The 17,821-nt window shown below is 59.5% G+C and carries 11 protein-coding genes and 1 pseudogene; 7 read left to right on the forward strand and 5 right to left on the reverse strand.

The window, feature by feature from the left end; all coding sequences use genetic code 11:
- Window positions 1–53: 53 nt before the first annotated feature.
- The 3 genes from AC24R4_RS27205 to AC24R4_RS27215 all read left to right on the forward strand — a co-directional run bounded on the left by AC24R4_RS27205 (window position 54) and on the right by AC24R4_RS27215 (window position 2,797).
- Window positions 54–1,133 (forward strand): hypothetical protein, encoded by a 1,080-nt coding sequence (locus tag AC24R4_RS27205; protein WP_487523937.1) that lies wholly within the window; start codon window positions 54–56, stop codon window positions 1,131–1,133.
- 13 nt (window positions 1,134–1,146) lie between these two features.
- Window positions 1,147–2,094, forward strand: coding sequence for a hypothetical protein (locus AC24R4_RS27210; RefSeq protein WP_487523938.1), 948 nt, complete (start codon window positions 1,147–1,149; stop codon window positions 2,092–2,094).
- Window positions 2,095–2,299: 205 nt separating this feature from the next.
- Entirely contained in the window at window positions 2,300–2,797 is a 498-nt protein-coding gene (locus AC24R4_RS27215) for a hypothetical protein (protein WP_487523939.1), read from the forward strand.
- A 216-nt stretch (window positions 2,798–3,013) separates the two neighbouring features.
- Here the strand turns inward: AC24R4_RS27215 and AC24R4_RS27220 are convergent.
- The 3 genes and pseudogenes from AC24R4_RS27220 to AC24R4_RS27230 form a co-directional block, all read right to left on the reverse strand.
- Window positions 3,014–3,910 (reverse strand): annotated as a pseudogene (locus AC24R4_RS27220) (pyridoxal phosphate-dependent aminotransferase); the annotation flags it as partial.
- A 971-nt stretch (window positions 3,911–4,881) separates the two neighbouring features.
- A complete protein-coding gene (locus AC24R4_RS27225) occupies window positions 4,882–5,496 on the reverse strand; it encodes an HNH endonuclease (RefSeq protein WP_487523940.1) in 615 nt (204 codons plus the stop codon).
- Window positions 5,497–5,711: 215 nt separating this feature from the next.
- A complete protein-coding gene (locus tag AC24R4_RS27230; protein WP_487523941.1) occupies window positions 5,712–6,032 on the reverse strand; it encodes an H-NS histone family protein in 321 nt (106 codons plus the stop codon).
- A gap of 203 nt (window positions 6,033–6,235) precedes the next feature.
- Between AC24R4_RS27230 and AC24R4_RS27235 the strand changes: the two genes are divergently transcribed.
- Window positions 6,236–9,391, forward strand: a complete 3,156-nt coding sequence (locus tag AC24R4_RS27235) for a DEAD/DEAH box helicase (RefSeq protein WP_487523942.1) — start codon at window positions 6,236–6,238, stop codon at window positions 9,389–9,391.
- Between the two features lie 306 nt (window positions 9,392–9,697).
- Window positions 9,698–13,492 (forward strand): NACHT domain-containing protein, encoded by a 3,795-nt coding sequence (locus AC24R4_RS27240; protein ID WP_487523943.1) that lies wholly within the window; start codon window positions 9,698–9,700, stop codon window positions 13,490–13,492.
- Window positions 13,493–14,168: 676 nt separating this feature from the next.
- On the opposite strand, the gene AC24R4_RS27245 is transcribed toward AC24R4_RS27240, so the two are convergent.
- On the reverse strand, window positions 14,169–14,633 hold the full coding sequence (locus tag AC24R4_RS27245; protein ID WP_487523944.1) for a hypothetical protein: 465 nt from the start codon (window positions 14,631–14,633) through the stop codon (window positions 14,169–14,171).
- A gap of 662 nt (window positions 14,634–15,295) precedes the next feature.
- The gene (locus tag AC24R4_RS27250) at window positions 15,296–15,946 is read right to left on the reverse strand and encodes a hypothetical protein (RefSeq protein WP_487523945.1); all 651 of its coding nucleotides are present in this window, start codon (window positions 15,944–15,946) and stop codon (window positions 15,296–15,298) included.
- A 493-nt stretch (window positions 15,947–16,439) separates the two neighbouring features.
- Here AC24R4_RS27250 and AC24R4_RS27255 point away from each other — a divergent pair, with 493 nt between their 5' ends.
- Both AC24R4_RS27255 and AC24R4_RS27260 read left to right on the forward strand, forming a co-directional pair.
- Entirely contained in the window at window positions 16,440–16,628 is a 189-nt protein-coding gene (locus AC24R4_RS27255) for a hypothetical protein (protein ID WP_487523946.1), read from the forward strand.
- Between the two features lie 161 nt (window positions 16,629–16,789).
- The gene (locus tag AC24R4_RS27260) at window positions 16,790–17,596 is read left to right on the forward strand and encodes an RAD23 family protein (protein ID WP_487523947.1); all 807 of its coding nucleotides are present in this window, start codon (window positions 16,790–16,792) and stop codon (window positions 17,594–17,596) included.
- Window positions 17,597–17,821 lie beyond the last annotated feature (225 nt).

Raw genomic sequence — 17,821 nt, forward strand, 5'->3', positions numbered from 1 at the left:
GACCGCGAGGCGGGGCCGCCGGACTCGCGGTGCGGTGGACTTGGGGAAACGCGATGCGCAAGAATCGCCTGGCCATGCTGCAAACCTTTGGCATGCCCGACCCATGGCGATGGGAACTACAACTACCGCACCATCCTGCAATGCAGCGCGTGCTCGCGCGCACGCCGTGGACGCTCGTGGCAAATCCCACGTGGACCCTGGTCATGCTCGAATGGACCCGCCTGCGGCTGCGCCGAGGCCTGGTGCTGGACGGGGAGCTGCGCGCGACGCTGTGTCAGCGGTTCCGCACGGTGTTGGCGGGACAGGCCTGGGAAGCGGTGTTTCCCCTGCCCTGGACCCGGCCGGTGCCGGCGCAAACGCCGTCCCGGCGCCTGCCGCCCAGCGTGACCCGCGTGGCGGACACCGAGCGGACCACCTTGCAGGCCACCACGAGCGCGCCCGCAGGGCTCGCCCTTCCGGACGTCGAGGAGCAGACCCGGTTCCGGCATCCCGCGCTGCTGGTCTCGCCGCTGAAGCCACTGGATTCGCGAGCGGCGCTGCGGCTCGCGCCACCGGCCGACGCCGTCGCGCAAGCGCTTGCGTATTTCTGTGCCCTGTCCGGCGACGCCCCGGCGCTGCCCGCGTGGCTCGCCGATGGCCTCTTGGCACGCCTCGAAGCGGTCCTCGCCGGTGAGGACTGGGAAGCCGCCTTTCCCCTCCCCGGGCGCGCTGCCGCGCCACGCGGCGGGGTCCGGGCCGCCTTGCCGACCCTGCTGCTTGGCCTTGAGCGCTGGGTGCTGCAACAGGGGACGCGGCATTCGCCGGCGCTGCCGCCGGGCGAGGCCCTGGCCCGGCTGGCGGACTACCGCCTGACCACCCGCGCCACCGTGTCCGCGGCCTTCACCGCCGTGCAGAAGCTCGCGCACGACCGGGTCGGGCCGGCAGACGCGCGCGTGCCGTGCTGGCCGTTCCGCGCGACCCTGTATCCCATCGCCCGGGTGACGGCCGTCGCCATCTGCCGCGGCGTCCCGCACGGGCTGTCGCACGCCCACCGGCGCGCCCGGATGCTGGCCGGTCTGCCACGGCGCGCGTGGCGCGACCCTGGTGCCACGGCTGCCCGCCCCGCTGCCACGCGGGCCGGCCCGGTGGGCTGAACGGCGAAGCCCCATGCCGCCCCCCCCGATCACGCTGACCGATCTGGCCTTGTGGTGGGAGGTCATGCGCGAGCCGGCCGCGGCCACGGCGCACCAGATGCGCCGGGTCGTGCATGACCTGGGGGCGCTCAGTCACGTGAGCGATGCGCGCGCGCTGACCGCCGGCCACCTGCAGCAGTTCAAACGCGATCTGCTGGCCCATTGCTCACGGGGCGCCGCGCAAAAGCGGCTCGCCCTCGCCCATGCCCTGTTGCAGTTCGGGTGCCGCGAAGCCTTTCTGGAGACCAATCCCGCCAGGGGGATGACCATGACCCCACACCCCGCTACCGTGCAGCCGTGTTGTCCGTTCGCGCCCAGCGATCTGACGCGCATCTTCAGTCATCGGGTGTTCACGGCGCACGTGCTCCCGGCGCAACGCAACGCGGGCGGCAGCGCCGCGTACTGGCTGCCGCTCATCCTGCTGTGCACGGGCGCGCGCCTCGGCGAGGCGGCCGCCCTGCGCACCACCGACCTCCGGTACAGCGACGACATCCCAGCCATTCCCTCCTGGCGCTTTGAACGGCCGGCCAAGACTGCAGCGGCGACTTGCCCGCGACCGGTCCATCCGATCCTGTGCCGGCTGGGGCTGCTTGACTATGTCGGCAGCCGCCCCCCTGGCAGCGACCTGTTTCCACTGCTCCTGCCCGACCTCGAGGGATGCCGGACCGCCGGATTTTCCAGCTACTTTCACCGCTGGTTGCGCCAGGAGCTCGGCATCGTCGCGCCGTGCAAAAGGACCCACAGCTTCCGGCTCACCTTTGCGCGCGCGTGCCGGGCGGCGGCGCTGCCCCTGGACGTGGCGTATGCGCTGCAGGGGCGCCCGGTGGCGGGCCGGCTCGACGGGCCTGTGGACACCGGGATCCCGCTGGCCACCCTGCAGCAGGCGATGGCGCGCCTGACCTTCCCGGGCTTTCCGCTGTGACGCCCGCCCGATGCGTGTCGGCGCCTCGTCGGGTATGTCGCCACGGCACGCGTCGGCCCGCGCTCGCCGCAGAGTGCGAACGCCGCCGCGAACGCCCGGGCACCGCACCGGCCGGTGCGGGCCGGCCTCCACGCCGTGCGCCAGGCGGCTCACGCCCATGCGGATCTCCACGCCCACGCGATCGTCTCTCCACCTGGAAACCGTCATGCAAGCCTTGAGTCTGCGACAGCTCTCGCCCGACATGTCCCACCGCTTTTTCCGGTTGGGACACGTCGATCAGCCTTCGGGGGCGTTGCTCGTGCAATTTGCCGGGCAGTATCGCGACGGCGGTGCCGGCAATCGCGACGCCGACTCTATGGCCGGCACCCTCCTGCAAGGATGTACCTGCTGGCACCCTTGCAACGTGATCGTCGATTTGAGCCACGTCAGGTATCAGTGGGGGGATCAAATCACAGACGCCTTGTCCCTGGGGCACGCGACGGATTCGATGGCCGTCGTCATCGGCCCCGGCTGCGCTGCGGCGCTCGCGACCCTATGGTTCGGCGACACCACCACCCGGCCGGCCACCGACCACGAGGGTGTCTTTGCATCCGTCAAGGACGCGCGCCGATACCTGTGCCAGGACCCGTGGACGGCACGGCCTTTCGCGGCGCGGCCCTATTTCGTTTGCCCATGTGTGCGTGAGGAGGCCACATCGATCTAGGCCATGCGGCGCCCATATGCTCGCGGACTGAGGACCTCCCGGTTGGCGCCTGCTGGTTACATCCTGCGCATCAGAAGGAACTCCTCACTACGCGCCCTATATTCGCCTTCGCTGTTTCACCCGGAAATTGAAGAACGGGCTTTCGTGTGACCTGGCTCCATGTAGAAACGGAGCCGTCACATTCCAATCCTCACGAGACGGGGACTCCGATGCTGCTCAGTGGCCCTTCACGGAGAGGCAGAAATGACGTATGGCCTCACAGGCCTTACGCAACGATTCGTTGTCCAGCGCGTACGCAATTCGAATGTACGGAGCCAATCCGAAAGCGGACCCGTGGACGACAGCTACGCTGGCCTCCTCCAGTAAAGCCATAGCCACGTCCTCGTCTGTGTTGAGCACAGTGCCGGCCGGCGTGCACTTTCCAAGCAGTCCTTCGCACGAGGCAAAAGCATAGAAGGCACCCCCTGGCACTTGGCAATGCAATCCTGGTGTGCGATTCAGCAACCCCACCATCATGTCTCGCCAGCCTTGGAAGACTTCCTTCGACTCACGAATGAAATCCTGAGGGCCGGTCAGGGCTGCAATAGCTGCATGCTGCGAAATGGACGATGCACCGGAGGTCTGTTGGCCTTGCAGCTTCTCCATCGCTTCAAGAAGCCATGCGGGGCCGGTACCAAACCCAATGCGCCAGCCGGTCATCGCGTAGGCCTTCGAGACCCCGTTCATGGTCAGCGTGCGCTCCTTGAGCCGAGGCTCAACTTGGGCAATGGTATGGAACTTCTCGCCGTCGAAGGTCAAATGCTCATAGATGTCATCGGAAAGCACCAGAATTTGAGGGTTCTCCAGCACCACCTGAGCGAGCGCTGCCAGCTCATTGCGCGTGTAGACGGCGCCTGTCGGATTTGATGGCGAGTTTAGGATAATCCAACGGGTGCGAGACGTAATGGCCTGGGCGAGCGCAGCGGGCGTGAGTTTGAAACCGACCTCTGGGCCGCATTGCACCACCACAGACGTGGCCCCGCAGAGCTGCACCATTTCCGGATAGCTCACCCAGTACGGAGCCGGAACGATAACCTCGTCCCCGGGGTTCAGGGTGGCGGCCAAGGCGTTGTGTCAGCTAAACCATTTCCCTGGACAGAAATAAACCTTTTCGTTGAGGTTTTCTGAGGGCGTGGGTGGCTATCTCTTCGCCGACGTAAAGCATAATGTTGGATTTCTTGTACAAAATAAACCAGTTCGTTGGATTTTTCGCACCTGGAAAAATCCGGCGCCTTATTGCCCACAAATCAGCACGACCAAACGTCCCCGCAAACCGAAAATCCATCCACACTCCGCCACGCCTTAAAGCCTGACACTGACCTTAATGGTATAGCATGAAATAAGCATTTTTCCTAAAAATGCCTCGTCACCTACATGCATTATCCAAACCCTGGCGAGAAATCCGGAATAACTCCCCTACCCCGACATCCCCGTCACCGCCAACGCCGCCAACGCCGCCTTTCTCTCGCCTTCCACACCGACTAGAATTGCAGTGTGCCTCCCGGCGCGCCACTGGCTGCCCCTAGAAGTAGAACTACGCCTCGGCAGCAAATCTCCAACCCAGCTTTGAGCGGCCTTTTCCCTTGGCATCGGCTCGGCCCCTTATCGGCCCCGCCGCGTGTCAACGGGCTCTTGCTCGCACGAGCTTTGGAGCGCGACATGGAACACCAGAAGGACGTCCCCAAAGACTTCCCCCATCGATACTTTCCAGCGGTACTCCCTGGAACACAGCCAAAGTTATGCGTGCGTAAGCTTCCTGACGGAACGTTTGACACCGGGGAGACGGGCGAAGAACGCTATGAGCGGTGGCAAACCTGCGAGGCACTACTCGCCCATCTCCTAACCATCACCGCGAGCAGAGAATTAGGCGAGGCTCCCACGCCTGCAGCGATGCTCGAACGAGTGCGCGCTGCCGTGCCTTATAAGATGTGGCTCACACCCGATGAGCTGGCCTGGGTGGAGCGTCGTTTAGTCACATCTGGGGAATCGAGCGCTCACACTTAGTACAAGGCACCTATGCTCGAATCAGGACCGCATCGGCACGGTCAGCCGTAATGTTGCTCTCGATGGCAGTTCGGGCAGACGGCTATCGCGTTCGAGACGGTGTCGTCGCCTCCTTTGGCCAAAGGCACAACATGGTGAACTTCGAGATAAGGTTCACCTGTCGACCTCCGGCTGAAAGGAGCCTTGGAATTGCAGGATTCGCACGTACCGGCAGCTCGGTAGAGTACTTCGGCAATTTCGTCAGGATTGCGGTCAAACACTCGCGTTAGAACGAACTTCTCCGCCGCCTTCGGCTCAGCTTTCTCCAGACGAGCACGGCGACGCGAAGCGTCGTCCTGAAGTGCTCTACTGACCAGGCCGTCTAGTACGGCATAGAATCCAACCGCCTCATCAATTTCCAGTGCTTCCACGTCCGGCTTACACGTCCCGCACGGCGAGATGCCAACGCGAATCCCCTTGGTCTCCTCAAGAAACTGGTGAGAAATCTGGTCGTATCGGTGCGAACAGAGTTTGGTGTATTGGCCGGACGTATACGGCGCGTTCTTCGTACTCGTTATTGTTCCGCACGTAGCGCGATGCAACTTTGGCGTGAACTGATGCGCAGGATGTCGAATGTTGAGCACGAGTCCATCTGGATTGCCGGCCAGCCAATTCATGTACCCGCGCTCGTCATTTCTGAAGTGCAAAACTTTTGTCATTGAAGTCTGGCAGCATTGGCTCGACCATCCATGGTCCAGCCTCGAGAAGCGGCAGCCGGCGTTGCTGCCACTGAACAGTGGCATCCCGTGTCGCGGCACGGGAAACATATAATTGGCGCGGCAGTCCCAAGGCTGAGACTTCACAAGTCGTTATGTAGATGTCTCGACCGCAATTATTCTTCAGCGATGAGGAATCGGTTCGGATTTTTGCCGAGCCAGGCGGGAGCCCGGCCACGACCAGACCAGGTCTTGCCGGTCTTCGGGTCACGATATTTCGGCGGCAACGGCTCCTTCGCCTCAGCAGCCTTTCCGGACGTGCTGCCAGCGGGCCGACCACGACGCCGCTTTCCTTGAATATCCTCAAGGGAAAGGTTGTACTCAACCATCAGGTTGCGAATTTGCTCGATGACACCTGCCACTTCATTTGCACGTACCTCTGCAAGCTGGGCTTCGAGGGCTTCTTTCTGCGCAATCAGTTGCTTGTAAGTTGCCATGTTTCTCCTTGGGCGATATCTCTGGAACAACAGCTAGATGGTTATACGCCGCTCAGACCGAAATTGGCAAGCAAACAGCCACATCAACTAATGTCGTTCTATTACCCGCCCGCAGGGTCAATACCCCTCCTTAGGAAAATAGACGGCCCGGGCCTGTATATTGCAGAATTCTGAATCTGTCGAAATTCAACAAGATTGTCGAAATGTCCGAGTCGCTCCAACAGACATCCGTCCTGAAGTATTGGCGGGCCGTCGAACTGTTCTCCCCTCAGACCATCCCTGCGGCGGAGCCTAACGACAAGACCTTTCCGTCGTTTGATATTACTCAGGAAGACGGCACGCTTCCCTGGGAACCCACGCACCGGCTACGCGGCCGCAAGCTTGGCTACAACAAAGTGTGGCGGCATCGGCTCTTTGTCAGTGTCTACCCTCTCGATACGGTTAGAACGATTCTCGAAGCAGCCTGCGGCAAAGACCCGGAGGCGGTAGATGAGCGCTCAGATGGTGAAACGGCAATGTTCTCCATCTCTGTAGCCGATGACGGCCGCCCACTCTTCGACACGCTGGTGTTGTCAAATTGCGCGTGGGCGTTGGGACGAACCGTGACAGTCGGTCCGGAAGCAAAGGACTGGCTCGAAGGTGTTTCGCGATTTCAGTCGAAATTTGAGCAACATACCCGAAAGCAACTTGGAATCTTGCCGGCCGACCCGGCGAGAGGGACTTTCGGGGAACGTGAAGAGGAAGTTGGCCGCCCCGTAGATGCAGACGACCTATTCGCCCTAGCCCAGTGGGTGACGGATTCGTTGGGGCTCCAAGCCGTTATCCCTCAGCAGACCGTAATTCGAACTCAAAGCTATCAGCTTGCGTCGAAAAAGGCACACGAATCCGACGATGCTGACTTCCTGAACAGCTTTTTTGTCGACGACCTTGACCGCGTTGCTGACGCGTTGAAATCCGGCGACCGTGGAATGGCGCTACGCGACTACCTAACCACCGACGAATCCGAGAAGTGCATCCCCAGGACCGATATTCGGCAGAATCTTGGTGACGTATTCGAAACGCTCGCTCCGGACAGATTTCCCACCGGACGCTGGCCTGGCGAGGGGCATCATCCCCTTGTGTATAGTCAGCAATTCGCTGTCAATTCCATCTGGAAATCGCTGTTTCCCAAAGGCGGATTGTTTGGGGTGAATGGCCCGCCGGGCACAGGCAAGACGACGATGCTGCGCGACATCGTCGCTGGTGTTGTTGTCGCTCGGGCCAAAGCTCTGGCAAATCTGTCTTCGCCGTCGGAGGGGTTCGGTGGTCGCACTGGGTGGAAGAGCGGAAAGTGGAACCGCTCAATCTCCGTTCCATCGAGCACGTTGACGGGCTTCGAAATCGTCGCGGCTTCGTCGAACAACGGCGCGGTAGAGAACATTACGCTCGAAATTCCGGGGGCAAAGGCGGTGGACGCAAGCTGGCTTGACCAGGTCGACTACTTCCCTCGCTTTGGAACCCAAACTATCCAACAACCTGCATGGGGCTTACTTGCCGCGAAGCTCGGCAACAAGAGCAACAGGGGCGAGTTTCTCTCAAACTTTTGGCACGGCCAAGAACTACCTTTCGAAGCCGCAATTCCGCCCGAGAACGACCTCAAGGTGAAGAAGACGGGATTCCAAGCGTGGCTAACTGCAGCAACGGCAACGCCCGTCGATTGGCGCGCGGCTGTTAAAGAGTTCGAACAGACTCTGGCGCAGGAAAAAGCAGAGCGCTCGAAGCTCGCGCAGGTGTTTCGCCACATCAAATCGCTTCGTTCAGAGCGTGCCGAAATCGGTCGTATCGACAGTGAATCCGTCGCCCTGATGGACAGCCTTCCCTCTTACGGTCGGCGCCATCAGGCGGCCCTGTCCGCAGCTGAAGCTCAAGCGCTTCAAACTGAAGGCCACCGAGCTTCGTACAAGTTGCATCATGCAAACCGCCCAGGCATATGGGAAATTGTCAGCTCCCTAGGCAAAGCCTACCGAGCATGGCGCGCTATGGAACGTGGTCTCCAAAAGGTTGCCGCCGACTCCGAGAACCGCCTTCTTCAAGCACAGAACGAAGCGGCAGCAACGAAGCTTGAAGAGGTTGAAGCTCGCAGACTGCTCCAAACACTGGCCCAAGAGCGCAAAGACAGGGAAGCAGTCGTCGGACGCCTGACGGCGGACATTCAGCAAGATAGAGCCGCCCTTGAGCAGCACTTCCCTGACGATGACCTATGGGCTACCGAAGAAGAAGCAAGAGAACTTTCTGCGCCCTGGGCCACTGAGGCCTGGAATCACGCGCGCGCCAAGGTCTTCCTTGCTGCCCTGAACTTGCACAAAGCCTTCATCACAGCGAACGCTGACACTGTTCGGAAAAATCTCCATGGCCTAGCTGACATCCTGGACGGCAGCGCACCACAGACGGCTCCCAAGGAAGCAACTTTGGCCGCCTGGCAGACGCTGTTCTTGGTAGTGCCGGTTGTCTCCAGCACTTTTGCGTCGTTCGCGCGCTTGTTTTCGCACCTCGGTAAAGAGAGCATCGGCTGGCTGCTCATCGACGAAGCCGGCCAAGCGGTCCCACAGGCCGCTGCGGGCGCAATCTGGCGTTCCCGGCGGGTCGTCGTCGTCGGAGACCCGCTGCAACTGGAACCTGTTGTCTCAATCCCGTACACGGCTCAGCACGCTTTGCGCTTGCACTATGGCGTGTCGGAAACCTGGCTGCCCGGAAGCACGTCCGCCCAAAAACTTGCCGACCGCGCGACGCCATTCGGTACCACCGTGGCCCAAGCGAATGAGCAGCTCTGGGTCGGTTCACCGCTCCGCGTCCATCGGCGCTGCGAGCGAGAGATGTTCGATGTCGCTAACCGGATTGCATATGACGGATTGATGGTGTTCGGTACTCAGGCGCGAAAGGACGTCGGCTTGCCCCCAACGTCGTGGCACGACATCGTATCGCATGACGCAGACAAGCACTGGATACCGTTAGAAGGGGAAGCAGTACTGTCTCTCGTGCACGGCATTAGAAGTGGTGGCCACGATGCGGATATCTTTTTGATTTCACCCTTCCGAACTGTTGTCGACGGATTACGCCAACTGGTACGGAGGCATTCACTGGAGGGCATCAAGGTTGGAACGATTCACACCGTCCAAGGAAAGGAAGCAGATGTTGTGGTCCTTGTCCTTGGCGGGAATCCAAAGAGACCTGGCGCTAAGGCCTGGGCCGCAGAAAAGCCAAACCTACTGAACGTCGCTGCGACCCGTGCCAAGCGACGACTATATGTTGTGGGAAATAGGACAGAGTGGGCGCAACAGAAGTACTTCGACTATTGTGCAGCTCGAATCTCCAACAACTAATCGGCCTCCCGTCGACAGCCAATGACAATTTTGAGCTACCTACCCCGGCACGGGACCAAGACTCTGGCGAATGGTGCACGAGACACCAGGCTATTGGCAGACTGGGCGGAAGTAGACGCCTACGTGCTTCTTGGCGAGCCGGGCTCCGGAAAATCGACTGCGTTTCTACGCGAAGCGGAAAGTGCCGATGACTGCCATTTCGTCACAGCCAGAAATTTGATTGCTGTTGGGCCGCCCGATGGATGGGCTGGCGGGACCCTGTTTATCGACGCATTGGACGAGGGTCAAGTGTCCTCGGGCAGTTTCTTGGCAACATTCGACGCCATACGGAAGAAGCTGGCCGAGCTCGGTCGCCCACGGTTTCGGCTTTCGTGCCGGGAGGCGGAGTGGTTTTCTGGAGGTGCTGCAGACCTAAAGTTTGTGTCCCCTAACAAGGAGGTCGTAGAGCTGCAACTAGAACCTCTATCCGATGCTGAAGTCCGAGAGCTCGTCGAATCGTGGGTGCCCTCTCGTTTGCCGGAAGCGGATAAATTTCTTGCCAAGTCGGAGCAACTTGGAGTTGCACCCCTCTTTGGGAACCCTCTGCTGCTTGACCTGGTTGTCAGGGCGGTTGGAAGCGACAGGTGGCCCGAAAGCAAAGAAGAAACGTACGAGCTTGCCTGTCGACAACTGGCTCAAGAACACAATCCAGTGCATCAACGGGGCCAGAGGGGCAAAAACTTCGCCTTGGAGGAAACCTTACATCAAGCAGGTCTACTTTCTGCATTGCTCGTAATTTCCAGCGCGCCGAGCATTGCCATCGACGATGCATTGCCGGGGGAGTCATCAGTCTCCGTTCCACCAGTTGTCGCGGCCTTAGGGCTAAGCACTGATGAAATCCACGCCACCCTGTCTACTCCCCTATTTGGAGCTGCAGGGTTCAATCGAGTTCCGCGCCATCGAACAGTGGCGGAGTACTTGGGAGCGAAGGCCATTTCTCGACTTGTACAACGTGACGGCTTGCCGATTTCACGCGTGCTGTCGCTTGTTTGCGGGAACGATGGGAGGGTTGTCGATGCTATGAGGGGGCTCTACGCCTGGCTTTGCGTTCACTGCAGGACCGAGCGTCTACTCCTTGTTGAGCGCGACCCTCTTGGACTCATCCTCTACGGTGATGTCCGGCCATTCTCTGTCACCGAAAAGATGGCGCTTTTGGACGCGCTTCATAAAGAAGCAACGCAGTATCGCTGGTTCAGGAACGAAAACTGGTCTGCTCAACCGTTCGGCGCGCTCGGGACGCCAGATATGGTCCAAGTATTTGCGGACCGATTGCGGGATGCTTCGCGTGACCCTGCACATCAGGCCGTGCTCGATTGCATTCTCGACGCGATTAGGTATGGAAGCCCGATGTCCGTACTAACACCTGCACTAGTGGATATCGTTAGGGACCCGACGTACTGGCCTCGCATCCGGAAGGCGGCATTAGATGCGTTGCTTGTCAATGACGACTCAGAAGGAAATGCCGCAAGGCAGCTCCTGAACGAAGTTGACAGCGGTCACGTAGAGGACGACGAAGATGAACTGATTGGGGCGCTGCTAACTCACCTGTATCCCACGCTGCTGCCCCCCCACCAGGTGATGGCATATCTTCGAAAGCCCAAGTCGGACTCCCTCTTCGGCGACTTCAAGTATTTCTGGAAGGTTAAGTTCGTTAGCGCAACGCCCAGGTTCGCTTTGCCCGCGCTTGCGGAGCGCTTCGCGTCATCAATCAAGACCTTAGAGGCTGCAGCAGATGGTCAGCGAGATGATGACCTGGAGGACGTGAGAGAAATCGCAGCACGACTCCTCGCGCGCGCACTCCTCGAGTGCGGCGATGACTCTACACCGGAGCAGATTTATTCTTGGCTCAGAGTAACTGTCGATGAGTATGGATTTCATCGCGGCCACGGAGGCAGCGAAGACGAAATTCGGGCGTGGCTTTCCGCAAGGCCTTCACTTATGAAGGCCATTTTGGCTTTCGGCTACTCGCAAGTTCAGCCGGATGAACAAGGGAAGCTGAGTTTTTGGGTAGCTGAGCAACGGCTAGGGAGAGTCGATTTACCGAAGGACTGGTACAAATGGATGCTCTCATTGGCTAGCATCACACCGAGCACTGAACTGGCACAGTACTGCTTTAGGCAGGCTGCCATGTACGCAATCTCGCCACCTACACATTTTGATATCACTATCGATGATATTGCGGAATGGGTCTCTGCAAATACTCCGCGATGGTCGGATGCCGAACAGTGGCAATCTGACGCCTGCTCGTGGTCACTTGACACCCATTACAAGACTGACTTCGCGAGAAAGCTGGAGGCGACCCAAAAACGCCTTGAACAACGAGAGGAACGCCAACGGTCGCTTGCTCCTCACCTAGAAGATGTCTACGCCGGCAAGGCACCGCCCTCTCTCTTCCACCGTTTGATTTTGGCTTACCAGAATCGTTACAGCAACATCAACGGTAGAAGTCCCGTTGAACGCCTCCAGGACTATCTAGTAGTCGATGAGACCCACGTACAGCGTGCCATCGGTGGAATCAGAAGAATTCTCACCAGAGGGGACTTGCCAACCGCGGACGAGATTTTCTCGCTCTACATCAACGAGAAGAAAAACTTCTACCTGCAGAATCCTTGCCTGCTAGCTGCAGAGCTTGAGAGTCAGTCCAACCCGCATGCCTGGCAACACTGGGACCATGGTCTGATTCGAACGCTGGTAGCATTCATGCTCGTAGCGTCAACAGAAGAATCGCCAACGTGGTACCTGGCTGTGGCTAACGCGCTCCCAGAGCTTGTCGCTCCGCTCGTTCTTCGCCATGCGGCGGCCCATCTTAGCAACGTAGAGGGGCCGCAGTTTGCCGCGTTGCGGGACCTACGCGAGCCTACAGGCCCAGTCAATCTGGCGCGATTACTGTTACCGGAGCTCTTCTCGCTTCTTCCACGCCAAGCTTCGCCTGGGCAGATTCGTTTTCTAAACTCTGTGCTCCTCCCAGCGGCGGGAATCCATCATACGGAGACCTTGTCGAGCGTGGCGTCTGCGAATGTGGCGAATGATGGAATTGACGAACACCAACGGCTCGCCTTTCTGGTTGCCGGCCTCCGAGCATTTCCTGACGTTTTCGGGCCTCACTTGGATGAGCTCTTTTTGAGTTCATCCGTGGACGTAGCTGCGCTCACTGACGCCATCGTCCAACAATACACTACGACGGATGAAAGCCAGCGTTTCACGCCCAGGGTGCTCGCGAGATTGGTTGAGATTCTTGCTCCCAGTGCAGTAGTGAATCGATTTGAAATAGACCGAATCCACACCCACGAGCACGAGAGAGGAGATATCGTCCACCGACTGACGAAATGGCTTTCCGAAGACCCTTCGCCGCAGGCGGGAACACAGCTTCGGCGCCTAAAGGCACTACCGTCGTTGGAAGGATGGCGTGTCCATCTAGATGGTTGCTACTACGACCAGCAGCGCTTTGCTCGAAAGGCATTTTTCAAACCGACAGACGCGCTCGCAGCGGCGAATACCCTGGCAAATCGGGCACCGGCAAACGCGCAAGACTTGGCAGCGCTAATGGTCGACCAGTTGACCATGTGCGCAGAACATATTCGTCACGACGACACGAACCTGTTGCGGCTTTTTTGGACCGTCGACGAGCGGGGAAACGAGAAACCGAAGTCGGAGAATGAATGCCGAGACGTACTCTTGACCCTCCTGCGGGGACGCTTAGCGCCTAAGAACGTTGAAGCATCAAAAGAAGCGCAAGCTGCCAATGAGCGGCGCGCTGACATGCAAGGCGTTCTCTTCGCCAAGAGTTCGCGCATCATGGTCCCTGTGGAAATCAAGAAGGAGAATCATGAGGCGGTTTGGACAGCGTGGCGAGAGCAGCTTGAACGCTACTACTCCGTCCACCCGGATGCAGGCGGTGTGGGAATCTACATCGTCCTGTGGTTTGGACACTCTCCGCGAGCGACACCTGAGCGCGTGAAGCCTCGGGACGCCCAACATTTTGCGACGTTGATGAGCGACCGGATACCATTAGAGGAGTGGCCACATATCCATGGCATCGTCATCGATTTGTCGCGCGCCTAAAGCATATAGATGCTTGCCCTAACACGGAGGCAATCGTTAAAGCAGTGCCAAATTCGGTGTTGGCAGAATCCTCACCCGCAGCCCTAATGGCGAGGTAGGCTCCGAACGTGAGCCTATCGCCGGGGCACGGTAAGTGCTTGTGTAATCCACGGCGAGTTCCCCAGCGCATTGCCGAATAGCGCATCTTGGAAATGCCAATGGACCAAACCCGAATCGTTGTTTGCACCTGCGGGGCGACTGTCAGGATTCGCGAACTTCGCTTTGACTTAGAGGACGCCCAAGTGCGGGATTGGGCGCCCTGCCCCTGGTGCTACCGGAAGGTGTATGAGATGGATGTCGAGGGCGTCGTGGTCGTCGAGTCGGTCACGGAAGCCGACTGGGAGTAAGCTCGTTGCAAACGGCACCTCCGGCCGGGTGGACCCGAGATGGCAATGAGCACGAGACGTTTTCAGGAAGGCGACAAAAGCAAAGCTATCTGCTCGCATTGCGGAAAGCTCGTGGGCACGACCTTTGTTCGCAGAGATGTTTCATTCGATGACGGCAGCAAACGTGTCGCGAAGAAATCCTTGTTGCGGTATGCGACGTCTGTGGCGATGTCGTCGCAGTCCCTCCTGAATCCACGGCCGCTATACGCCAAGCGAACCGCGACGTCTAGTCGCAGTTCGCGACCATGAGGTTACGCCTGGCCGGAGAGCTTATTCGCTGCGACTGCTGCACCGCCGGATACGCTCGCACCAGCAGCTGCGCCGGCTGCCGTTACGACCGCGGTACCACCGGCCATCCCCATGCCGCCCGCCGCGAGGCTGCCTCCACCCAGCGCCGCGAGCCCCGCCGAACTGGCAGCTGCGCCGGAGAGCGTTCCGCCCGCGACGCCGAGGCCTGCGGCGCTAGCTGCAGCCCCGATAGCCGGAGCGAATGCGAGGGCTGCACCGCCGGTGGCCACCGCGCCCAGCACGACTGCGGCAGTGGTGCCGGGATTCTCGGAAACGACGTCAGCAACAGCGCCGACGCCATCGGCCACCAAATCCACCGCCCCACTAGCAACGTCGGACGCCACGTCCACTACAGAGCTTGCGGTTTCCACAACGGTGTCGACCACCGAGGATGCCGCGTCAATGATGGTGTCAAAAAGACCAAACATATCCTTCTCCTTCTCGCGGCTCGTTCAGCCGCAGCGCAATGTCGGTTACCCCCTTGAGCGGGAACACCTCCGAGTATGTGATGCAGGAGGCAGCCAAGACCATTTTGCCTATGTATTTTTTTACACAAAGTGCTTTATGCAATGCCCCTTACGTTCGCTCGGGAATTACGGCAGCTTCCTCGCACCGCAAATACTGTATGGATATACAGTATTTGCGGTGCGAGGACATCCGAATCAAGGAGACCCAGGATGGCTTTCGACGCTCTTTGGTAGCCTCCTGCCAGGAGCGTCACCACGACGTTCTAGCGTCAAGATGAGAAGGAACAGCATTATGGGAAACAATCGCCGGGCAGTGAACTGCCAACGGGATACTCGGGCGCATCCAGGGTCAGTATGTTGCGGAAGCGACGCGACTACTGCCCTCGCCTGGCACGGCCGCCGATGACCATGTGGAAATCGAGCTTGACGCCGGCAAGGCTGGCCGTGTGCGCTTCTTCGCGGAAAGGAAGCAGGCCAGGCACCATCGGCACTCCCATTTCTTCTGGTCGGTGTACCGGGCAAAGCCGGCTGGCAGCGAGGACTCGCTCTGACGCAACCCTGGGTTGCCAAGTGGCGAGCGCCACAGACGACGCCCGTTTTGAAAACGCTAAGCCGCTACCACATCAGATAAGCTGCTCCCCCTTCTGGTCGAGGCCGAGTACCGGCTCGCCATAGGGAGGAAGGTCATCCAACCAGAAAGTCCACCTGAACGGAAAGACCACCATGCCGCTCTCGCCTGCATGGGCAAAGCACCGGCGAAGCTCCATGTGATATTCATAGAACTTGTCTTCACCCACCGCCTTGACAGCCTCCTCCCACGCCTCGAAGTCAGCGACCAGCTTCGCGCAGACCACCGGACCGAACGTCGCGCCGGAAATGCCGTAGCGGAACAGCTCCCAAAATGGACCGCGTCCGCCAGACTCCGGATCCTTCTCGTCATCCTCGACCAAAGCGGCCACCGCTTGGAACCACTCGCCAGGAGTCCTGCGACCTTGAAGCGGCTTCCCTGGAGAAATCAGAACCGTGAGCTTTCGGCAATAGTTGTAGAACCACGGATTATTGATGTCGTCGTAGCAGAACATCTCCCGGCTGCTCGGCTCAAATTCGTAGGCCGCATCAGGAAGCAAACCCTCTGCCAGCTGCGGATACGAACTCGGCGCGACCACTGCCACGGTGGAACACTGCTCTGCCAACAACGCCTTGTTGAAGCGAAGCGGGTCGGGGGTTCTGGCCAGGTTTGAAATGGCAATGAAACAGCAATAGCGCACACCCATGGGAAAACTCCAGGGAAGCTAGCGTTGGAAGTTGGCATGTCGAAACTGAAGCCTGCTTCCGCAGCGATGCTATTGAGCAGGTCTTTGACCTCGGTTCTTGCCTGCCGACAGAGCGGCTTGCGAGAGGTATATCGCGAAACTTCTCAATGACGACGCGCTGAAGGATGGGTCCGGCGGAAATCACCGCTTATTCGCAGGTGAAAATTTCTTTTGTAACAGCGGCCATGAGCGAGCGTGTACACCAACGCGTCATCCCAGACATGCGGAAAGCCTGGCCTCATTTCGCCGCGATCGAGGTCGAGCCTCTAGCGTCCGGCCAGCCTCCTTCTGCATACACAGAGTCCTCGTCGCGAGTAGCTGCACCCACAGCCGGGCTTCGCGAGTACGATGCCGCGCATGTTGACCGACGCCAAGCGTCACTCCCTGGTTGCCCTCCTCATCCATGGATTTCCGACGTGGCCGATGCTGAAATCCCCGACGACAAGGAGACCCTATGGAACTCACCAGAATCGTTGTGTGCGAGTGTGGAGTGCCGGCGCGAGTCCGCGAGATTCCCTACGACTTGGGCGCAACAGCCCTGCGCGACTGGGCACCATGTCCCTGGTGCTACCGGAAGCTGTACGAGATGGAGATTGAGGGCGTCGTACTGGTCGAGCTAGTGACTGCAGAGGAATGGGAGTGAGTGGCTGGCAAGCCTCCTTGAAATCCGGGAACCGGCCGCCCATGGCCGTCAAGCAGCCGGACCTACTCCTTCGGTGGGGGAAGCGCCCTAGCCATTCGTCCGTAAACTATCGCTGGCATAAAACGACTAAATATGCCTAATTAGTCACACAAAAACGCACCATGCTCAGGGTCATTCTTCGTTTCGCCATCTCTATAGGGATGGCGCTTTCGATCGTTCAGCCATCTCTCGCCTCGGACATTGCCTGTGAGACGAATTTCCAGTCGACCTCAGCTCAATGCCCTGATGCCGCGTCAAGCGGTTCCGGCTGCCAGACAAACGGTGGCGCCAAATCGAAGGGCGAGCGCCTCATTTGCGACTACGCAATGTTGGCCAACGGTTACGACCGCATCTACGAAGACCAGCAAAAACTCCTGCGCCAGGGAAGGATCTCTGACTCCGAGGTCGCAGCATGGCGTGCAAAGCGCGACGCCTGTGATTCGGTGACCTGCCTGGACGGCCTTTTCGCTGAATGGGGTCAGCGCGCAGAACGTCGAACCATCGTTCCCGTTGCGCCAGCGACAATCTCTGGCACGCCATCTGCCGCGCAAAAGGCACCGGAAGCGGAATCGTTTCCTGTCCGGCAGTACGAGGCGTCGCCGGCCGGACAATTGCCTGCCGGCCAAGCACTACAGCCCGAGGAGGCCCCACTGAGCGCGGAGATTCCGCCTGCTCCCGAGCCAAGCAGCACGGAAGCCGCAACTACTATCGAACCGGCAGTTGCACCTTCGTCCAAGAGCGATTCGAGCCCGCTGGCAAATCTCATTTGGCTGGGCATTGTCGGCATTGCCATCGCCCAGGCCATCACGCCCAAACGCGATCGAAGATTCACGACTGGATACAAGAACAACCGGACTGTGCCCACCGCAGTCCCGATTCTTTACGGCCTCTCGGTAGTAGCGCTTCTAGTTGGCTTCGTCGTCAAATAGCAAGCACCTCGCTTCGACCCGCAGACATGTTGAACTCGAATCAAGGTAGATATCATGACTGACCAAATCTCATTCGGCACCGACAGCTTTGCAGACAACCCGGAACCGCGTTGCCCCTGCCTCTTGCTGTTGGACGTCTCGGGTTCCATGTCCGGCCAGCCCATCAGCGAGTTGAACGGAGGACTGACGACGTTCAAGGACGAGCTGGCAGCTGACTCGCTGGCG

The organism is Cupriavidus sp. CER-90 (assembly GCF_057652055.1).